We start from the raw sequence: 20,876 nt of genomic DNA on the forward strand, positions 1-20,876 counted from the left end.
ATCCGTCCGAGTTTACTGGCGAGCTACCGTCCTGTCACAGGGGTTCAGGTTGATGGTACAGTGATGTTATTCTTCCATGAGAAATTCGGTATCGGAGGAGGTTACAGACAGCGTGGGGATCTGATGGGAATGGCCGAATTCAATCTGGGGAGACTTCGGGTCGCTTACAGTTATCAGCAGAACCTGAAGAACAGTGATTTGAATCGTTACATCGCTAACAGTACCCATGAACTGGGACTGTCTGTGCGATTCGGAAATCAAAGCAGATCAAGATTGTAATTATAACATATCCTAATAGAGAAAAGAGGTTCTGAAATTTCAGAACCTCTTTTCTGTTTATACCGACCCAATCCATCTAATTTTCAAGGAGAGATGAATTATAACAAATAGTTGGTAGGGACGCCAACTGACGCAAAATAGATGGTAAAATCCAGTTCCTTTACCATTAGTCAACCTTTTATGTATCTGCAAAACCAATTCCCTCTCCTTTTTAAGGAGAGGGTTAGGGTGAGGTTCTGAACTTGTATTGTCAACCTCTCTGCCTTTCAGGCATCTCTCCTTTGAAAGGAGAGAGCAGTTATAACAAACAGTTGGCGGGGACGCCAACGGACGCAAAAACATGTAATAAATCGAAACACTTGAGTTGGCTGCTGTCCTAACCCGCAATCGGAACAGATGTAAGTTTATAAACTCTATTAACCTTTTCAACTCTATCAACTCCACTAATCAACCTCTGCCTTCTAATGAAATTCTAATATTTTTCTAAAAGATCTCTAACAACTCCCTGACAGTAGCTGTTTTACTTTTGCAACGTCAAAAAATAAAAACAACATGGATTCAGGTCCCTATTATCTTATTCACAAGCTGACAGCTTAATCCGTACTGTTCTTGAGGGAGCGTACCTAAGCTCCTGTTTGTATTATACAAAAGAACAATGAACACACTCGATTTTACTATTCGTCTGGCACTATCCCTGTTATTGGGAGCTTCTATTGGTTTTGAGCGTCAATGGAGACAGAAGAGTGCCGGTCTGCGTACCAATACACTAGTTTCGCTTGGATCAACTGCTTTTATCCTCTTATCGGTCAGTATCGGTGGAGATGCTACCGGAAGAGTCGCTTCCTATATTATCAGTGGTATAGGTTTTCTCGGTGCCGGAGTAATTATGAAAGACGGCATGAGTGTGCAGGGACTTAATACTGCTGCTACTATATGGTGTTCTGCTGCAATAGGTTCGCTTGTAGGAGTGGGGCTATACAGGGAGGCCGTTATTCTCAGTTTTTTTGTGGTGCTGATTCATTTACTTATGCGTCCGTTAGGTCAGCGTATCGGACAATCTCATTTTGTCAAATCTTCTCTGATTCAGACAGACTATCGTTTTTCGATTATCTGCAGGGTCGAAGTGGAAAACCATATCCGTATTCTTTTGCTCCAGCAACTGGGCAATCATGAAAAGCTACTGCTCAAATCATTAAGCAGTGACGATTATGAAGATCCTCACAAAGCTATAATTACAGCAGAGATACATGCAGCATCACAGCAAGACAGCTTTATGGAACGTGTGGCCAGTTTGTTAACGATAGAAGAAAAAGTAACAAAGGTAAGTTGGGAAATCATTGGCACACAGAGCGATTTGTAATTTTCTATATGTTAAAGTGATAATGTATTTAATAGTATGTATGTGTAATATAATTAGCTATATAAGGTTATTTTTTAAATATAATTCCAGTACGTAATAAAAGATTGAAAAATGAAAAACAAGAATATAATTGTACCTAAAAAAGCGAGTGAAACATTCAGCAGATCAGGAATGAATGAAGAGACAGCAATTAAACTTCAAAATATCGCCAGGCAGGAAGACCAGTTTATTTATGCTATGCTGGAGAGTTCTGCCGAAGGTATTACATCTGCTACAGCAAAGGACAGAACACAAAGATTCGGGAAAAATGTCGTACAGCATGATCGTGCACCTTCATGGTTGAAACAGCTTATACAAGCATTTGCTAACCCGTTTATATTGATTTTACTTGTGATTGCACTTATATCTTTTGTATTGGATATATGGATGGCTTTACCGGAAGAACGGGATTATAAAACGGTGATAGTGGTATTCACAATGATGATGATAAGTGTACTGATGCGTTTTGTGCAGGAGTACAGAAGCAACAGAGCTGCCGAACAACTGAAAAGTATGGTTAAGACCACAGCTACTGTTTTGCGTAAATATAGCGGTAAGCACGAACTTCTTATAGAAGAATTAGTGCCCGGTGATGTTATTTTCCTGTCAGCCGGAGATATGATACCAGCCGATTGCAGAATATTGCATTGCAAAGATCTTTTTGTGAGTGAAGCCATGCTTACGGGAGAAGCTCTTCCCGTTGAAAAGAACTGGCTGCCAGTACAACATACCGACAAGTGTTCGCCAATAGAGATTTCCAATATCTGTTTTATGGGAACTAATGTAATCAGTGGCTCTGCGTCTGCGATAGTAGTGGCAACTGGAAGTTCAACTTATTTCGGAACGATCAGCAAAACAATTGTGGGTGAACGTCCGGAAACTGCCTTTGATAAGGGAGTCAATAAAGTTAGTTTTCTGCTTATCCGATTTATGTTGGTCATGGTTCCCGTTATTTTTCTCATCAATGGAGTGTTGAAAGGTGACTGGATGAATGCCTTACTGTTTGCTGTGGCAGTGGCTGTAGGGCTTACACCCGAAATGTTGCCGATGATCGTAACAGCTAATCTGGCAAAGGGAGCCCTGAATATGAGTAAACGTAAGGTAATTGTCAAAAGACTCAATGCTATACAGAATATAGGTGCAATGGATATCCTGTGTACAGATAAGACGGGTACTCTTACGATGGACAAAATTGTATTAGAAAAACATCTCAATGTATACGGAGCCGAAGATGATGAAGTGTTGAAGTGGGCTTATCTGAACAGTTTCCATCAGATGGGTTTAAAAAATCTGCTGGATAAAGCGGTATTAGAACATGTGGAATTACATGATTACCTGAAGGTGGAAGAACATTATGTTAAGATTGATGAAATTCCGTTTGATTTTCAGCGACGCAGAATGTCCGTTGTCCTTAAAAATGCAAACGGCAGTCACTTATTAATCTGTAAAGGAGCAGTAGAGGAGATGCTTAGTCTTTGTACACATACTTTCGATCCGGGCGAGGATCGCAGTATTCATAGAGAGCAGGATAATGTTGTGGCTATGAATGATACTATGCGGAAACAGGTGTTGCGTACTGCCCGTGAACTCAATGAAGACGGATTGAGGGTGCTGCTGGTTGCGATACGTGAATTTGATGGCAATCACCCGCTTACTTACGCTGTTGAAGATGAAAACAAACTTATTCTGACAGGATTTATTGGTTTTCTGGATCCGCCAAAGCCTTCAGCAGCTCCCAGCATAAAAGCTTTACAGGAATTAGGTATAGCTATAAAAGTGCTGACCGGAGATAACGATATCGTAACCCGAAAAATATGTCGGGAAGTCGGCATTCCGATCAGAAATATTATGCTTGGTGATGAACTTAATCTGCTGTCTGCAGAAGAACTGAAAACACAGGTAGATGATATCTCCGTATTTGCCAAACTAAGTCCCATGCAGAAAGTAAGAGTTGTACAGGTGCTTCGGGAGAAAGGACATACTGTAGGTTTTATGGGTGACGGTATCAATGATGCTGCCGCTCTCAAAGAATCTGACGTGGGTATCAGTGTGGATACTGCTGTGGATATAGCCAAAGAAAGCGCTGATATTATTTTATTGGAAAAAGACCTTACCATACTGAGAAAGGGAGTGATTTACGGCAGAAGAACGTTTGGTAATATTGTCAAGTATATCAAAATGACTGCAAGTAGTAATTTCGGTAACATGTTTAGCATGTTGGGAGCCAGCGCATTTCTGCCTTTTCTGCCCATGTTGCCTGTCCAACTTCTGGTTCAGAATCTGTTATATGATGTTTCGCAGGTTACCATTCCATGGGATAGTATGGATAAAGATTTTCTGGCCAACCCTAAAAAATGGGATGCCCGTGGCTTGCAACGTTTTATGTTATACATCGGTCCTATAAGTTCTGTATTTGATTTTATAACGTTTGTAGTTCTTTTTTATGTTTTTAAAGCCAATAGTCCAGCACATCAGTCTTTGTTTCAGAGTGGTTGGTTTGTAGAAGGCCTACTGTCACAAACATTGATTATCCATATGATTCGTACACGCAAGATCCCCTTTATACAAAGCTGGGCTACTGCTCCTGTAGTAGCCATGACGTCATTGGTAATAGCGTTAGGAATGCTTATCCCATTTTTACCGATAGCATCTATATTAGGAATGCAACCTTTACCGTGGACCTATTTTCCCTGGCTTATCGGTATTCTGTTCAGTTACTGCCTGCTGACACAAGTTGTCAAGAACTGGTATATCCGCAGATTTAAGGAATGGTTGTAAGGCTGGCGAATTACAGCCCAAGAGTCTAATCCATATATACTTTTCCGGTCTGATGTTCGGAGGAGTTTGTATTGGAATTGGATTATTAGTGCAGATGCTTTTAGATAAAATAATTTCATAAAGAATATAACTACATTTGTTTAAATGAGTTATGATTCTTTATGAAAGAAAACGGCATCAATATTAACTTATCACAAAGGAGAGCAGACAAGGGGCTGACTCAGCAAAAGCTGGCAGAATTGTCAGGTCTGACGACACGTACAATCCAACGTATAGAAAGGGGAGACGTAATTCCTCAAGGATATACTTTACAACGGATAGCCGAAGTGCTGGGTATAAACATAGAAGAGCTGAATGCTGAAATCAGGCAAAACGATTACAACAAGCAATACACCAGTGAGATCGCCTCACTCTTTCATTTTTTACCACTTACAGGACTTATATTTCCATTTGGTAATATTTTGTTTCCTCTTTTTCTGTGGATATTCTATAAACAAAAAAGTTCACAGTATGATTTTCATGGCCGTATCTCCTTAAACTTTCAATTGACAGTGACCATATGTATGCTATTTGCTATAATATTACTGGTTTTATATTTTCCTGCAGGATTTTTTCTATTAGTTGTGACAACTGTTAGTGCTGTTATCCTTTGTATTTTCAATGGTGTACGTAGCTTTAAAAATCTAAAACCAATCTATTACTGTTACATCCCTTTTCTTAAACGTATTCCGGAAAACTCGTCGGAATAACAGCATTTGTTATCTTTTTTTATGCAGATATTCTTATCTGTCGTCAACATGTCGTCATTCTGTCGTTGACAGCATCAGGATGATCCGGGAACTTTGAATAAAAAAAGAAAAGAAAATGAAGCGATTTGTTGTAACCCCGTTTTACCCCAGGCTCTCAGCAGAACTGTCGTTCTGCCGGAGTCTGTTTTTGAAAGTTTGTATAAAGACATCTGTCCTGTTACTTGTATTCATATGCTGCATAAAGCTTTCCCATGCGCAGCAAGAATACATTACCCGGTTAGATCAAACTAAACTATCCATACCCGAAATTGACAATAAGGTACGTGCGGTGATGGACAGTGCAGGTATACCCGGACTTAATATAGCCATTCTCAATGATTATAAACCAGTATTCATTAAATCATATGGCTTCCGTGACAAATTGCAAAATGAATTAATGGACACCACTTCTCTTGTCTATGCAGCTTCCTTTAGTAAAGCAGTCTTCGGATATCTTTGTATGCTGCTCGTGCAGGAAAAAAAACTCGATCTGGACAGACCGCTTTACCAGTATTTGAGCAAACCTGTCCCTGATTATCCTTATTTTTCAGATTTAAAGAATGATGACAGATGGAAAATGATGACAGCACGTATGTGCCTGAGTCATACTACCGGATTACCTAATGTCAGATGGTTTGATCCACGGGATGCCAATGCTGTATTTGATTCTTTAGGTGTAATTCGTATATATTTTCAGCCCGGAACAAAATATGCGTATTCAGGAGAAGGATTTAAGCTTTTGCAATTAGCTGTAGAGGAAATTACCGGTAAAAGTCTGGATACTCTGGCTACAGAAAAGGTTTTCAGACCTATAGGGATGACCCGATCAGGTTATGTATGGCATGATAATTTTGGAGATAAGCTCGTTATAGGACATAATGAAAACGGATGGCAGAATATAAAGAAAAAGCGAACCGTGGCAGTTGCAGGGGGATCTATGGTCACAACTCTTGCAGATTATACACGGTTTATAGCGTATGTCACACAAGGCAGCGGATTGGAGAAGAAATATTTTGAAGAAATGATTTCTCCACAGATAAACATTTATTCTAAGACACAGTTTCCTCCGATTACTATGGAAACAACTACAGCCAACAGAGATATTCATCTGACTTACGGACTGGGCTGGGGAATAATAAAAACGAAATTTGGAAGAGCATTTTTCAAGGAAGGAGGAGATGATGCGTGGAAAAACTATAATATTAATTTTATAGATAAGGGAATTTCTATCATTATAATGACCAACAGTGTCAACGGTTCAAAGGTTTTCAAAGAGCTCCTTGAAACGCTGATTGCTGATACATTCACACCCTGGAAATGGGAAGAATACTATCCGTATAACTACAGGTAGATAACAGATATTTGGACTGATCTTTGCAAATAATTTATCTTTGTCATGTACAAATAGAATTATTTTTAAAACCCTCCGGATATGTTTTCATCAGAATTGTTAAAGCAAATAGATTTTATTAAAGAGATTGATAAACTCAAGTATATTCAACGTAAAACAAAACTATTCAATAGCGACCGGAATGAAAATGATGCAGAGCATAGCTGGCATCTTGCATTAATGGCAATGGTTTTGGTAGAGCACGCTAATGAAAAGATTGATTTATTGAAAGTCATGAAGATGGTGCTTATTCATGATATTGTAGAGATAGATGCCGGCGATACATTTATCTACGATATGCAGAAAAATCATAGTAATACAGAGGAAGAAAGATTGGCTGCCAATCGTATTTTCGGACTGCTTCCTGAAGATCAGGGGAAGGAATTTATTGCCGTGTGGGAAGAATTTGAAGCTGGTGAAACAGCAGAAGCTAAATTTGCAAGAGCAATGGACAGGCTGGAACCTCTTTTACAAAATAGTTCCAATAATGGGGGGACATGGAATGAGACCGGGGTAAATTACACGAAAGTGTATGCAAAGAAAAGTGCAATAAAAGAAGGTTCGGAAAAGATATGGGAATATGCTGAAACACTGATTAACGAAGGTGTTAAAAAGGGAATATTGAAGGATGAATAAGAGTTGCCTGCATTTAGAAAATTCAAAGTCTTATTAAGTGGATGAAGAGTTTTTGAATGTAAAAACTAATTCAATTGACGATAAAAACCGGATAATTTATTACCTTAATAAAACCAAATTATAAACAGATGAAAGTAATTATTACAGGTGCAACAGGGATGGTAGGCGAAGGCGTACTATTTGAATGTTTAGATAACAGCGCTGTAGAGGAAATATTGGTAATCGGAAGAAAAAACTACCAGTTATCGCATCCAAAGCTGAAGGAGTTGATTTTACGTGATTTTTCGGAAATAGGAGATCATTCGGATTTGTTAAAGGATTACGATGGCTGCTTTTTCTGTGCTGGCGTAAGTTCGGTAGGCGAAAATGAAGAAAGCTTTACTAAAAAGACTTACGATTTTGTGATTCCGTTTGCAAGAACACTGGCTGTCATCAATCCTGAAATGACTTTCATCTATGTATCCGGAAACCGGACCGACAGTACGGAAAAAGGGACGGTGATGTGGGCAAGAGTAAAGGGGCGGACTGAAAATGAACTGATGAGATTGCCATTTAAAGGCCAGTATAATTTTCGTCCGGCCATAATGAAAGCTACAAAAGGACAAGTCAACGTAAAATTAATATACAAAATAATGGGTCCGCTTATTGCTCCGTTTATTTCAACAAAGACTTTGAAACTGGCAGATGTAGGAAGAGCCATGATTCATGCTGTATCTAAAGGGTATCCAAAACAAATATTAGAGGTAGACGATATTATACAATTAGCTAAATAAAGTGTGTCGGTTTGAAATCAGATTGATTTATAATGATGTATAAATATAAGTTTCAAGTGCCATTATATAAATAGATATGTCACAGTCATTGTCAAAAATGTATGTACACATTATTTTTCATACAAAATACAATCAGCCACTTATCCAGCCAGAGGTTGAAAAGGAACTGTATGCATATATCGGTGGGATTATTAAAGAAAATGATTCTGTACCTGTAAAAATCAATGGTACACACGATCATATCCATATTCTTGCAATAATGTCAAAAAATATAGCGCTGGCAAAATTTGTAGAACACATAAAACGAAACAGTAGCCGCTGGATAAAATCTAAAGGTGCAAACTATCAGCAGTTCGCCTGGCAAGGAGGTTATGCAGGTTATTCAGTAAGTCAATCGGTAGTAGGAAGGGTGAAAAAGTATATTGAAAACCAAAAGGAACACCATAAAACAAAATCATTTCAGGATGAATATATAGCGTTTTTAAAAGAATATGGGATTGATTTCGATGAAGACTATTTATGGACGTAGGTATGCTGCCCTTGCAGGGCGCAACTAAAATTTGATCATTAGTTCCCCAAGGTAAACCTTGGGTTGGTATAAGAAAGGCTTTCAGCCTTTTATTTGAAAGTGTGACAAGCCTGCAAGGCTTTTCAATATTGAGCCCTATGCATCGCATTGGGGTGTTATAAGGATAAAATATTAAGAAAGAGAAGCGTGCAAGGCTTTTCAATATTTAACCGCATGCATCGCATTGGGGTGTTATAAGGATAAAATATCAAGAAATATAAGCCTGCAAGGCTTTTCTATATTGAGCCCTATGCATCGCATTGGGGTGTTATAAGGACAAAATATCAAGAGGGAGAAGCCTGGAAGGCTTTTCAATATTTAGCCCTATTCATCGCAATGGGGTGTTATAAGGATAAAATATCAAGAAAGAGAAGCCTGTGAGGCTTTTCAATATTTAGCCCCATGCATCGCATTGGGGTGTTAAAAGGACAAAATATCAAGAGGGAGAAGCCTGTAAGGCTTTTCTATATTTAGCGCCATGCATCGCATTGGGGTGTTATAAGGACAAAATATCAAGAGGGAAAAGCCTGCAAGGCTTTTCTATATTGAGCGCCATGCATCGCAATGGGGTGTTATAAGGATAAAATATTAAGAAAGAGAAGCCTGCAAGGCTTTTATATATTTAACCCTATGCATCGCGTAGGGAATAAAAGCTATTGGGAACCAAATCTTAAAAATGGAGAATAATAAATCAGAATATAAAGATATGCCATCACCACTTGGAGTAATCAGACTTGTGGCTACGGATGCGGGTCTTGCAGCGATCTTATGGGAAGGGGAAGACTATTCACGAGCAAAACTATCCATTCCGGAAAGAAACGATCAAAATCCCATACTCTTAAAAACAGAACAGCAACTGAAAGAATACTTCGCAAAAGCAAGAACAACTTTTGATATTCCGCTTGATTTTTCTGGTACTGAATTTCAGAAAAAAGTATGGAATGCTTTGTTGAATGTGCCTTTCGGTAAGACGAAGACTTATGGTGAGTTAGCCAGGCTATTAGGCGATATCAAAGCGGTAAGAGCAGTGGGCGGTGCATTAAATAAAAATCCGATCGCAATAATTGTTCCTTGTCATAGAATCGTGGGGGCATCCGGGAAAATGATTGGTTTTGCAGGAGGTATCGCCAATAAAACTATTTTGCTCCATCTGGAAAACAAATATAAAATGCCCTCTCTTTTTGATGAATAAAAGATGAATGAATATGCGGCAAATGTCTTTACTAAGATTGGGCACAGAGTTATTTATTTAATAAAATCGGCATACCAGTGTCCGGAAGACTTGACAATACGTTGCTGAGTCAGGAAATCTACATACACTAATCCAAAGCGGGGGTGATATCCTTCGGCCCATTCAAAATTATCCAGAAAAGTCCATACAAAGTATCCGTTGACATTTACACCTTCCTCTTTAGCACGTAGTACCTGCTGCAGTATATCCTGCATGTATTGTTTCCTTTTAGGATCGTGCACAAGTTCATTTTCCTGCAGATCAGGAAAAGCAGCTCCGTTTTCTGTGATAATTAAGGGAGGGATATTCTCGTAAGCCTGAAATTTTTTCAACATTTGATACATGGATTCCGGATATACTTCCCAGTTCATCGCGGTCAATTCTACCTTACGCTCTTTAGCAGGAACTATTTTGGCCTGTAAAAATGGAACGAAGAAAGAATGACGTATGATTTCCCTTGTATAATTCTGAACACCGATGAAATCCATATCGAACTTCAGGTTATTTTCATCTGTTGGTTTGATATATTTCTCAATCCTTCTCAATATTTTGATTTCTTTCGTAGGATAACCCATTCCCAGCAAAGGTTCAATAAATAACCTGTTTAGCAATACGTCTGCTTTTTTAGCAGCGATTATATCTTTTTCTTTGTTTGTGAAGGGCTCAACATGAGAACATGAAAATGTAGTACCAACAACACTATCCGGTTGCAACGCTTTGATAATTCTTGCTCCATGTGCCTGAGCCAAAGCCGCGTGATGAGCTGCCGCCAGAAAACAATCTATACCTTTTCTGCCGGGAGCGTGTACACCAAAGAAGTAACCTGCGGCAGTGAATACAGTAGGTTCATTCAGCACCATCCAGTGTTTGACACGGTCACCAAATTGCCGTACACAGATCGCAACATATTCACCAAACCAATCCTTTATATCCCGGTTCACCCATCCGCCTTTTTTTTCGAGTTCGTGAGGAAGATCCCAATGATATAAGGTAATCCATGGTGTAATCTCAAGCTCCAGACACAGATCAATAAGCCGGCTGTAAAAATCCATTCCTGCCTGGTTAATTTCGCCGGACCCTTCCGGTTGAATACGACTCCACGAAATAGAAAATCTATAGTTACGGATATTCAGGCTATGCATCAGACGCAGATCATCTATGTATCGGTTATAGTGATCACATGCAATTTCCCCGTGGTGGTTCTGAAATATCTTGTTTTTTTTCTGGACAAACTTATCCCAGATAGAAATTCCCTTTCCATCCAGATTATGTGCACCTTCTATTTGATATGCAGCAGTAGATACTCCCCAGATAAAATCTTTGCCAAAGGCTTCCTTCGTCAAATGCATTTACACTGAAGATAAGTTAATAACACAAACATTTTTCGAATATACCGTTTAGTTTTTATGAAACCTAAGCGGAGAATAGAACGAGCTGAATTGTGTTAGAAATAGACGGAAGACCATCTTTTGAAAAAAATAAGCGATCGTTTTCATAATGCTGATGTTTTAAATCACAGTATTACATATACTTACACTATAAAGTTACGGTGTTTTTGTATACCCTATATTAAGGGAATATTAAGTTTTTAGCTAATTCTGCAGACTTCCTGATCACACAATTTTCATGATTTGTTAATACAGAAACAAAGTGTTAATTATTCTATAAACCAGACCCAACACTCGCTTAACACAAGAGAATTAGATTTGCCTCAAATCTATTTTAAGTTGAAAAAATAAAAACATGTACTTTAAATCAACCAAACTATTATGGCTTCTACTGCCATTAACCACAGTTTCATTAACCACTGAAGCAAGTAACCTGAAGGTCGAACTGTTGAAAATAGAGCTAAAGAATCAACAGCAGATTTCGGGAAAAGTAGTAGATATCGACGGCAAACCTGTTGCCGGAGCTACAATTACGAATATCCGTACACAGCAACGTTTTCAGACAGACGAAAAGGGAAATTTCACACTTGCTGGTACAGTCGGAGATACCATTTCTATCCGGTATATAGGGTACAAGGAGGTTCGTCAGTCTGTTTCTTCCCTTCAGGGATTAACGATTACGTTGGAAGCTGAGGGTCAGCAGCTAGATGAAGTGCTCGTGTCCATCGGGTATCAGAAAGTTCGCAAAGCAGATGTAACCGGAGCGATAGCCAGTGTAAAAGCTGAAGAACTGAATCTGACTTCATCCAAACTTTCACAGGCACTGGTCGGTAAAGTAGCTGGTGTGCAGGTGATGCAGACCAGTGGTGCACCTTATGACGGTACTAAAATAAGAGTTCGGGGAATGGGATCTATCAATGCCGGCTCGGATCCGCTGTATGTTATCGATGGATATCCCGCAGGCAACAATCTAAATATCAATCCTAATGATATAGAGACAATTGACGTCCTGAAAGATGCGGCTTCAGCAGCGATTTACGGTTCAAGAGCAGCCGGAGGTGTAGTTTTGATTACGACTAAGCGCGGTAAAGAGGGGCGTAGCAATATAGATTATGAAGTACTTGGAGGTTTTGGGCAGTTATCCAGAAAAATAGATGTATTGAATGCTGCAGAATTTATCGACTTGCTTATTGATGGCAGAAATAATACCTACAGAGATTTGCTTGCCACGAAGGGTGTGACCTGGACTGATCAGAGACGACTGGACAATAACAAGGCCAGAGTAGATGCAGTAGGAAATGCGGGTTCAGTCACCATTCCTGAAGAATATTATGATTTTGCGACAGGTACAGCCAAAGCATCTAAATATGATACAGACTGGCAGGATGCCTTATACAGAAATGCACCTTTCCAACGTCACAATTTATCCGCATATGGCGGAAATGATAAAAGCCGTTATTTCCTGAGCGGATCTTATCAGAATCAGGAAGGAATCATGTTGGGAACAGACCAGAAAGTGTTTAACTTCCGTGCAAATATGGATTCAAAAGTCAGTAAACGACTCACCGTAGGAGCCAATGTGTCATTTACCTATAATGATAATAACGAGGTGACTACAGGGCGATACGACCGGAGTCCTTCCATGGCAGCTTTGATTTATCTGCCTACCTTGCCTGTATATAATGAAGATGGTAGTTATGCCAAATACTTAATGGCTAATCTGTCAGCTAACAACTATGGAATACAGAACCCTGAAAATCCGCTGGCTTATGTCACGGAAATCAAAAACAATAAAAGAGGAAAAAGAGGATTGTATAATGCGTTTGCAGATTTCTCTATTATTGAAGGGTTAAATCTGAAGATCAACGGGGGACTTTCTACTTACGATGAAAAATACGATTACTATCGTCCAACCAGTATTTCGGATGGTAACAACGCACCTTACTCTGATCTTGCAAAAACAGCTGCTTATGCCGATGCGCGTACCAGAAGCGAAATTGATAAACTTGTCGAAGCTACTCTTAATTACAGCAAGACATTTAAGGAAAAACATCAGTTAAATGTATTGCTGGGCTATTCTGCACAGCGGACAGATATTGACCAGATGACCGTTCGCGCTAATGGATTCCAGAATGATGCGATCGGAGAGATCACCAATAAAGGAGCAGATCCTTCCAATTTCAGATTGTTAAAGGACAACGGAGAAACATTCAAACGTATCACGACCTTACAGTCATATTTTAGTCGTGTCAACTACAGTTACGATTCCAAATATTTCTTATCAGCCTCTTTCCGTACAGATGGTTCTTCCAGGTTTGGGCCTAACAGTAAATGGGGAACTTTCCCGTCTGTATCTGCCGGTTGGTCAGTATCAAATGAAGAGTTCTACGACAATTGGTTAGGTGAAGGATCTACAATGAAGTTTAGAGCAAGCTGGGGTAAAAGTGGAAACAACAACATTCCGGACTACAAAGCGATAACTGCTTACAATTCACCTGGCGGAGTTATCATTGCTGATAAGGTTGCCACAGCATTATGGCCGGACGATCTGCGGGATCCTAATCTGGGTTGGGAGTCTACATCACAATACAATGCAGGGCTTGACCTGGGCTTGCTGCGTGGGCGTCTGAATGTAATGACTAATTTTTATCTGAGCCGTTCCTTTAATCTTTTATTTAATCAACCTATTACAGCCATTTCGGGGGCAACAACAATTTTTACCAATCTGCCAGATAGTAAAGTTCAGAATAAAGGTTTTGATGTACAAATCGATGCCACCCTTATTCGTAAGAATGATTTCGAACTTGGGTTTAGCGGAAATATCAATGTGAACCGTAATAAAGTGCTGGATCTGGGAGGAGCTTCTACTATTATGACTAACGGAGCCGAACGTTCTTATATCACCCATATCACGCAGGAGGGAAGTCCGATCGGTATGTTTTACGGATTTAAAGTATTGGGAATAGCTACAGAAGAAAATTATAAGACAGTAGCACCTTCAGCAGCTTCTACAAATCCCCTTCAGCCGGGAGACCTCTATTTTGAGGATGTAGACGGTAATGGTGTTGTTAATGATCAGGATAAGCGTATTATCGGAAATCCGCACCCTGACTTTACTTATGGATTTGCGTTAAATGCCAGCTATAAGAATTTTGATCTGAGAGCTTCTTTTAATGGTTCACAAGGAAACAAGGTACTGGATGGTTATGACTATTATCTGTATAACATGGAAGGGTCCGGCAATCAGTATGCCGACGTAGCACAACGCTGGAGATCATCTGCCAATCCGGGCAACGGTAGTGTCTACCGGGCAGCCAGAGGTGGTACACAGAGTAACAGTACACGTCTTTCTTCCTTTTACCTGCAGGACGGATCTTTTCTGCGTATGACCAATATTATTCTGGGCTACAGCCTGCCAAAAGAAACAGCACAAAAACTTATGCTGTCCGGCGTGCGCATTTATGCGAGTGTAGATAATCCATTTACAATCACAAAATATAAAGGATATAATCCGGAACCGGATTACGACCAGCGAGGTAACCTCACCCCGGGAGTAGACTATGGTTTGTATCCTCTGGTCAGATCATACAATCTGGGATTAAAAGTGACATTCTAATAAAGATATAACAAATGAGTACAGGAATCTTTAATACCTGATTTCTTTATTCAAATAAAAAAGCATATACTAATGAAAAAGAGATATTTATTACCTTTTATTCTTTTGGGAATTACTTCCTGTAAAAAAGATTTTTTAAATCAGCAAGATCCGAATGCAGTATCTGTGGGATCCTATTTCAAAACAGAGAATGATGTCTTGTTGGCCGTTAACGGACTCTATCAGGCACTGCGTTCAGGAAGCAGTATAGGCGAATCTAGCACTCTGTATAGTGAAGAACGTTCGGATAATACTGGTCGTGATGACAATCAGTCTAATGCTGGAGAACCTTTTCAGTTCAATGATTTTTCTATACTGGCCAGCAATTCTTATCTCAAGACACACTGGTCTACCATGTACGACGGGATTGCACGCTGTAATACACTATTGTCCAATATTGATAAAGTAACGTTTGGTGATGCGGCAGTGAAACAACGCTATATTGCAGAAGCAAAATTCGTCCGTGCTTTATTGTACTTTCATATGGTTCGCAAATTTGGAGATATCCCTTTGTCTACGGTAGAGATTACAACTAAAGAACAGGCCAATGAACTTGCTTTTCGTCAGAAAGAAAGCGTCGTTTATCAGCAGATAGTAACAGATTTGTCTGATGCGCTGACCAGTAATCTGCCGGATCAGCAAGGGCAATATGCTGTAGGTCGCACCTCTAAGGCTGCTATCAATGCACTATTGGGTCAGGTCTATCTGACAATGGGAGCTACCTTAGCAGGCAGTACCAATGAAAATTTTCTGAAAGCAGAACAACATCTGACTGCGGCATATGGTATGCGTACCTTTGGTAAACTGAATGAAATACCCTATGCAGATGTATTTGATGTGACCAAAAAGAATACCTGTAAGGAATTGATTTTTCAGGTTCAATATCTGCAAGGTGATCAGAATTATAGTTCCAGCATTGCGCGTAATAACCAGGCCAGAGGAGAAACGATCAATTCACAGTTTGCATCTACAGGGATAGGAGGAAATGTCAAAAGAGATCTGGTAAAAGACTATGAGGATAACGATATCCGTAAAGCTTTTTCTATCAAATTTGCAGCAAGTACTCAAGTCAATGACTGGTTTATTACGAAATTCAGAGATAACAGTAATAATGCCGGTAAACAGGGTTTTGGTGGTAATGACTGGATATTGATCCGCTACGCCGATGTCATGCTGTTATTAGCGGAAACTAAGATGCGCCTTGGTAAAGATGCTGAAGCTATCGTATTATTGGATGAAGTGAGAGAACGTGCAGGATTACCTTCCTATGCAACTTCAAAAGCTAATGCCGTCTATAATACGAAATATCCGACCCTGAAAGATGCTATTCTACATGAGCGCAGAGTCGAGCTCGCTTTTGAAAATCACCGTTGGTTTGATCTGATCCGTAACTACAATGCTCAGGAACTGGTCACGTACTTCAAGAAGAAAGAACAGGCTGATTACGGCAACGCCAAAATATCTAATATCTCTACCAAAGACCGCTACTATCCGATTCCCTTTGATGAACACAAACTGAATCCGGAGAAAATGTATCAGAATCAAGGATATTAAGTTCTTCTGAATCATGAAAACTATTTTGAAATTAATAATGCTGACACTGGGGACATGCTTTAGTCATGTCTCCGGGGCTCAGAATTTTTCTGCATATCAGACACCTCAGGACTGGGTAATTGCCAAGAATTATTATGCCACATTTCTGCTGGCGCAGGATTCCGGGCTTACCCATACTATTTTGTCCGATCAGGATATATACAGTATGTTGGAAAAAAGACATGCGCGATATATCGAATCTGCTAATTGCAAAGATGTAGCCTGTTTTCTCCGGGCATTCAGATGGGAAGAACAGGAAGTGGAAAAGATTATCTCTGTTTTTAGCAGGAAGTTTCAAACAAATAAAGAGTTAAAAGCTTTTGTTGCGAATAAATTAATTCCATCACGCACATATGGTATGGATGTGTCTGCAGGAGAGCGTGCTTATCTGGAAAAGGCACTTCGTCAGGATCTGAATGCTATGAATTATGTTATCGATGTATATGCGGGAGCAAAGAAACCCAACTATCCTAAGATTGATTCTATTTCTTTTGATGTCACAAAAAAAGCATATCCGTATCTGCTCAAAGATGTAGCGCAGGATATTCTTAAAGACGTGCGTAACCCTGAAGAAGCTTTTTATGAGTCCCTGTGGACAGCTGTTCGGCTATTAGAAGTCAATGAACGTTGGGATGCCGCACAATTGGAACCGTTGATACAGCTGGAAAATAAGAAAGCTTATGATGCGATCCGACAAACAGACTTTGAACGCTATCCTTATAGTCTGCTTCTGACATTAGGAGCCGGACCGGAGGTGTATGATCAACCTATCAGTCCTGGTGGTATGCTGCGTTGCCGGATGGCTGCCCGGAGTTATTTTCAGGGACTTGCACCTTTCATTGTAGTTTCCGGCGGACGTGTACATCCTTACAAAACTCCCTACATAGAAGCTATAGAGATGAAAAAGTATCTGATGCAGGCATTGAATGTCCCGGAAGAAGCTATTCTTATTGATCCGCATGCCAGACATACAACCACTAATATGCGCAATACAGCTCGCATCTTACTACATTATGGATTTCCGGCAGACAAATACGCAATCGTTAACAGCAGCATACCTCATATCGACGCGGTGGAGAAGATGGCTGACCGTTGCGTAAGAGAACTGGGATATGTACCCTATGTATTAGGTAAGCGAATCAGTGAAGTCATTATTGAATTCAAACCACGTGAAGAGGCCTTGACTATTGATCCGGATGAACCTATGGATCCCTGAAAGTTATGCAGCATGATGTAGCAGTTTTTTGCCAAAGAAGTTATTAACTATTAAAAATTAAAAGTATTTTGCAGGTCTTGATCGACCTGCTTTTTGTATCTATGAAAAATTTTATTCGCCTGTTTTCCATTTGTATGTTGCTGATGCTAAGTTCGCAGCCATTTGTACACGCTCAATCCAAAGCATCGCTTACAAATGTGTTTTTGGGCTCTTCCGGAGACCACGGACAAATGTCACCTGCAGCATCAGCTGCTTTTCATCAGATGAGTATTGCTCCACAGACCTATCCGACCTTGCATATGGGGTATGAGCATCTTGCAAAAGAGATACTGGGGTTCACACATAACAGATTTGAAGGAGTAGGCTGTAAGGGAAGTGGCGGGCTGATTCTGGTCAAACCTTTTCTTGGGGAGCAGGATGATCATCAACCGTTGTTAAAAGTGATTGAGCAGGCCGGCCCCGGATTTTATGAAATCGGATTAAGTAATACTATCAAAGCAGCTTTTGCTGTTGATAATAACTTTGGCATTCATGAGTATAGTTTTCCAAAAGGGAAGAAAGGATTTCATTTAGATCTTGCTCATGCTTTCAATAATGCTTTTGTATCCAACACCTATCAAATCGGTTTGGACGGAATACTCCAGGGTTCGGTCAGAGCACGTACAACATGTGGAGTAGGGATTTATACGATCCATTATGCTATTAAAGTTTCCTCAGCCGGTACCTGGCAGGGGAAAGGGGATCAGTTAACCCTTCATCTGGAAGAAAACAGCGAAAAAGTAACCCTTCAGATTGCTTTTTCTGCAGTCAGTATACAAAAAGCATCCGAGACGCTTAAACGTAATACAGGCCGTTCATACAGTGATGTCAGGAATGCCTCTTTTCAACAGTGGGATACCTACCTCTCCGGTATCGAAGTAAAAGGTGATCCTGAAAGAGAAAAACTATTTTATTCCTTATTTTATCGTACCCTGCAGTCTCCTTATCAAATCTCTGAGGCAGACGGACAGTATTCCGGTACCGATGGAAAGATTCACTCGGCTAAAGGAAAACGTTATCATGGCTGGGCTATATGGGATAATTATAAAACACAACTGCCTTTATTAGAGTTGCTTTATCCACAATTGTATCAGGATGTGGTCTCATCCATTTCTGACCTGTACCGATACGGTAAATTTGACTTTGCCGGCCCAAATGAACCTGCCAATTCAGTTCGTACCGAACATGCGGCAATAGTGCTGCTGGATGCCAGGAATAAAGGATACGATATCCATTTTGATGCTATAAAAGATTCATTGGTGAGCGATACAGCCCGGTTTGATTTCTCAAAACCGGATAAAGCTTTAGAAGCAGCTTACGATATGTGGGCTATGGCACAGCTTTTTGATAAAAAGGGGACACATTATGCACAGAGAGCCAGTAGTTATAAAACTGTCTGGCAGAAAGAATTCAAAGATTTATCCCGAAATGATGTAGATCGTATGTCTGCAAGAAATATGTATCAGGGAACGATCAGACAGTACCGTTGGAATGTACCTTTTGATATTGGGGGACTGGTAGATCTGGCCGGAGGAAAAAAGGCATTTACAAATCAACTGGATGAATTCTATGATCGGCATTATTTTAACAGAGCCAATGAACCGGATATGCAGTCTCCTACGTTGTATTATGCCAGTGAAAAACCCTGGAAATATCAGTCTCTGGTTCATCAGCTAGCCGTAGATACAGTTATCCAATATTACTTCAACGACAACAGCAGAGGAATAGATCCTTTCATAGACCGGATTTATAAAAATGAACCCAAAGCCTATATCCGAACAATGGACGATGATGCCGGTGCTATGTCGGGATGGTTTGCGCTCACAGCCATAGGACTGCATCAACCTGTGATCGGCCATCCGGTATACTATCTCAATGTACCTTTATTTCCGGAAATCAATCTTCACAGAGCAGAGCATACCTTACAGATTAGAGTACATAATTTTGGCGATGAAAATAAATATATCGCAAGGGTAAGACTCAACGGGAAGGATATTCAACGCTTATGGTTATCGCACGAAGAGATTAACCGGGGAGGTCTTTTAGAAATTGATGCCAGTTCCGAACCTTCCGGGTACGGTAGTGAGAATATCTGGATCTCCGGAAAAAATATCCTGCCTTAATCTTAACACAGACACGTCATACCAGTCGAGTCTGTGTTCTTTTTTTATATTCAGAATCCTACTTTATTTCTTATAACTAAGTCTAATCCTCCGGGGATACATTTATGTATCCTTAAAATTATTTTCATAAAAATTTGCGTAGTCAAATGACTACATTTATATTTGTAGTCAAATGGCTTCATATTGAAGTCCTGAGCTTTTACATCGACATTTATATAACTGATAAAATGAACTTAAGAAGAGATGTTTTCCAGGCCGTTGCAGATCCGACAAGAAGAGCAATACTTCTTTTAGTGGCAACGCAGTCTATGACAGCAGGAGCTATTGCTTCCAACTTTGATACCGCCAGGCCTACAGTTTCCAGACATCTGCAGATTCTGACGGAATGTGAACTATTGACATCTGAACAAAACGGAAGAGAGATTACCTACCAGCTGAATCCTTACAAAATGAAGGAGATAGCTGATTTTATTGAACCATTCCGTCAGATGTGGGACGAACGTTTTAATAAACTGGAAGCCATTATGAAACAATATAAAACCAAATAAAATGGAACATAAAACAAAAGTGAGTGCTGAAGATAACAAGCAGGAAATTAGTATCACAAGAACATTTGATCTCCCTGTAGATCTGCTTTTCAAAGCGTATGAAGAGGCACATATTGTTGAACAATGGATGGGGACAAAAGTGTTGAAACTGGAAAGTAAGCCGCATGGCTCATATGCTTTCGAAACCTCTCATAATGGCAATGTGGTCTTTCGTGCAAACGGAACAATTCATGAATTTGTCCCCAATCAACGGATTACACGAACTTTTGAGATGGAAAACAGTCCTTTTCCTGTTCAGCTTGAATACCTTTCATTTGAAAAAATAACAGAAGAGAGTAGCCGGCTTACCATGCAGATTGTTTTTAAATCGGTAGCATACCGGAATCAGTTGCTGCAGATGCCTTTTGCTCAGGGAATTAGTCTTGCACATGACAGGTTGCAAAGTGTATGTAATAAACTTATATAATACGAT

Annotated in this window: 16 protein-coding genes; 15 read left to right on the forward strand and 1 reads right to left on the reverse strand. The window is 39.8% G+C overall.

Annotated features, from left to right (window positions below; all coding sequences use genetic code 11):
- The 9 genes from B4B65_RS09340 to B4B65_RS09380 form a co-directional block, all read left to right on the forward strand.
- Positions 1 to 279: type IX secretion system membrane protein PorP/SprF (locus tag B4B65_RS09340; RefSeq protein WP_293915315.1), on the forward strand; the 279-nt coding region annotated here is incomplete at its 5' end.
- 655 nt (positions 280 to 934) lie between these two features.
- Positions 935 to 1,639 carry an MgtC/SapB family protein gene (locus B4B65_RS09345; protein WP_293915317.1) on the forward strand — a complete coding sequence of 235 codons (705 nt, stop codon included), beginning with the start codon at positions 935 to 937 and terminating at the stop codon, positions 1,637 to 1,639.
- 111 nt (positions 1,640 to 1,750) lie between these two features.
- Positions 1,751 to 4,456, forward strand: a complete 2,706-nt coding sequence (gene mgtA / locus B4B65_RS09350) for a magnesium-translocating P-type ATPase (RefSeq protein ID WP_293915319.1) — start codon at positions 1,751 to 1,753, stop codon at positions 4,454 to 4,456.
- Between the two features lie 161 nt (positions 4,457 to 4,617).
- Positions 4,618 to 5,205, forward strand: coding sequence for a helix-turn-helix domain-containing protein (locus B4B65_RS09355; RefSeq protein WP_293915321.1), 588 nt, complete (start codon positions 4,618 to 4,620; stop codon positions 5,203 to 5,205).
- A 115-nt stretch (positions 5,206 to 5,320) separates the two neighbouring features.
- The gene (locus B4B65_RS09360) at positions 5,321 to 6,595 is read left to right on the forward strand and encodes a serine hydrolase domain-containing protein (protein ID WP_293915323.1); all 1,275 of its coding nucleotides are present in this window, start codon (positions 5,321 to 5,323) and stop codon (positions 6,593 to 6,595) included.
- 81 nt (positions 6,596 to 6,676) lie between these two features.
- Positions 6,677 to 7,270, forward strand: a complete 594-nt coding sequence (locus tag B4B65_RS09365) for an HD domain-containing protein (RefSeq protein WP_293915325.1) — start codon at positions 6,677 to 6,679, stop codon at positions 7,268 to 7,270.
- Between the two features lie 128 nt (positions 7,271 to 7,398).
- Positions 7,399 to 8,043, forward strand: coding sequence for an NAD-dependent epimerase/dehydratase family protein (locus B4B65_RS09370; RefSeq protein ID WP_201678803.1), 645 nt, complete (start codon positions 7,399 to 7,401; stop codon positions 8,041 to 8,043).
- Between the two features lie 76 nt (positions 8,044 to 8,119).
- A complete protein-coding gene (gene tnpA, locus B4B65_RS09375; RefSeq protein ID WP_293915329.1) occupies positions 8,120 to 8,572 on the forward strand; it encodes an IS200/IS605 family transposase in 453 nt (150 codons plus the stop codon).
- Positions 8,573 to 9,287: 715 nt separating this feature from the next.
- Positions 9,288 to 9,803: a methylated-DNA--[protein]-cysteine S-methyltransferase gene (locus tag B4B65_RS09380; protein WP_293915331.1), complete on the forward strand. Its 516-nt coding sequence runs from the start codon at positions 9,288 to 9,290 to the stop codon at positions 9,801 to 9,803.
- Between the two features lie 53 nt (positions 9,804 to 9,856).
- On the opposite strand, the gene B4B65_RS09385 is transcribed toward B4B65_RS09380, so the two are convergent.
- On the reverse strand, positions 9,857 to 11,191 hold the full coding sequence (locus tag B4B65_RS09385) for a GH1 family beta-glucosidase (RefSeq protein WP_293915333.1): 1,335 nt from the start codon (positions 11,189 to 11,191) through the stop codon (positions 9,857 to 9,859).
- 394 nt (positions 11,192 to 11,585) lie between these two features.
- On the opposite strand from B4B65_RS09385, the gene B4B65_RS09390 reads away from it, so the two are divergent.
- The 6 genes from B4B65_RS09390 (at position 11,586) to B4B65_RS09415 (ending at position 20,870) form a co-directional block, all read left to right on the forward strand.
- Positions 11,586 to 14,846 (forward strand): SusC/RagA family TonB-linked outer membrane protein, encoded by a 3,261-nt coding sequence (locus B4B65_RS09390; protein ID WP_293915335.1) that lies wholly within the window; start codon positions 11,586 to 11,588, stop codon positions 14,844 to 14,846.
- Positions 14,847 to 14,918: 72 nt separating this feature from the next.
- The gene (locus B4B65_RS09395) at positions 14,919 to 16,439 is read left to right on the forward strand and encodes a RagB/SusD family nutrient uptake outer membrane protein (RefSeq protein WP_201678808.1); all 1,521 of its coding nucleotides are present in this window, start codon (positions 14,919 to 14,921) and stop codon (positions 16,437 to 16,439) included.
- 13 nt (positions 16,440 to 16,452) lie between these two features.
- Complete coding sequence (locus B4B65_RS09400; RefSeq protein WP_293915337.1) at positions 16,453 to 17,694, forward strand: YdcF family protein; 1,242 nt, start codon at positions 16,453 to 16,455, stop codon at positions 17,692 to 17,694.
- Positions 17,695 to 17,795: 101 nt separating this feature from the next.
- Complete coding sequence (locus B4B65_RS09405) at positions 17,796 to 19,856, forward strand: glycoside hydrolase domain-containing protein (protein ID WP_293915339.1); 2,061 nt, start codon at positions 17,796 to 17,798, stop codon at positions 19,854 to 19,856.
- Positions 19,857 to 20,083: 227 nt separating this feature from the next.
- Complete coding sequence (locus tag B4B65_RS09410; RefSeq protein ID WP_293915341.1) at positions 20,084 to 20,404, forward strand: ArsR/SmtB family transcription factor; 321 nt, start codon at positions 20,084 to 20,086, stop codon at positions 20,402 to 20,404.
- A 1-nt stretch (position 20,405) separates the two neighbouring features.
- Positions 20,406 to 20,870: an SRPBCC family protein gene (locus B4B65_RS09415; protein WP_201678811.1), complete on the forward strand. Its 465-nt coding sequence runs from the start codon at positions 20,406 to 20,408 to the stop codon at positions 20,868 to 20,870.
- Positions 20,871 to 20,876 lie beyond the last annotated feature (6 nt).

It is taken from the genome of Sphingobacterium sp. UBA5789, assembly GCF_002418355.1.
Lineage (GTDB): Bacteria > Bacteroidota > Bacteroidia > Sphingobacteriales > Sphingobacteriaceae > Sphingobacterium.

Bases quoted from the DNA above. Each gene is read 5' to 3' on its own strand.
- B4B65_RS09390 (WP_293915335.1), top strand. From the start codon at position 11,586: ATGTACTTTAAATCAACCAAACTATTATGGCTTCTACTGCCATTAACC.
- tnpA (WP_293915329.1), top strand. From the start codon at position 8,120: ATGTCACAGTCATTGTCAAAAATGTATGTACACATTATTTTTCATACA.
- B4B65_RS09370 (WP_201678803.1), top strand. From the start codon at position 7,399: ATGAAAGTAATTATTACAGGTGCAACAGGGATGGTAGGCGAAGGCGTA.
- B4B65_RS09385 (WP_293915333.1), bottom strand. From the start codon at position 11,191: ATGCATTTGACGAAGGAAGCCTTTGGCAAAGATTTTATCTGGGGAGTA.
- B4B65_RS09410 (WP_293915341.1), top strand. From the start codon at position 20,084: ATGAACTTAAGAAGAGATGTTTTCCAGGCCGTTGCAGATCCGACAAGA.
- B4B65_RS09365 (WP_293915325.1), top strand. From the start codon at position 6,677: ATGTTTTCATCAGAATTGTTAAAGCAAATAGATTTTATTAAAGAGATT.
- B4B65_RS09415 (WP_201678811.1), top strand. From the start codon at position 20,406: ATGGAACATAAAACAAAAGTGAGTGCTGAAGATAACAAGCAGGAAATT.
- B4B65_RS09405 (WP_293915339.1), top strand. From the start codon at position 17,796: ATGAAAAATTTTATTCGCCTGTTTTCCATTTGTATGTTGCTGATGCTA.
- mgtA (WP_293915319.1), top strand. From the start codon at position 1,751: ATGAAAAACAAGAATATAATTGTACCTAAAAAAGCGAGTGAAACATTC.
- B4B65_RS09360 (WP_293915323.1), top strand. From the start codon at position 5,321: ATGAAGCGATTTGTTGTAACCCCGTTTTACCCCAGGCTCTCAGCAGAA.
- B4B65_RS09400 (WP_293915337.1), top strand. From the start codon at position 16,453: ATGAAAACTATTTTGAAATTAATAATGCTGACACTGGGGACATGCTTT.
- B4B65_RS09380 (WP_293915331.1), top strand. From the start codon at position 9,288: ATGGAGAATAATAAATCAGAATATAAAGATATGCCATCACCACTTGGA.
- B4B65_RS09355 (WP_293915321.1), top strand. From the start codon at position 4,618: ATGAAAGAAAACGGCATCAATATTAACTTATCACAAAGGAGAGCAGAC.
- B4B65_RS09345 (WP_293915317.1), top strand. From the start codon at position 935: ATGAACACACTCGATTTTACTATTCGTCTGGCACTATCCCTGTTATTG.
- B4B65_RS09395 (WP_201678808.1), top strand. From the start codon at position 14,919: ATGAAAAAGAGATATTTATTACCTTTTATTCTTTTGGGAATTACTTCC.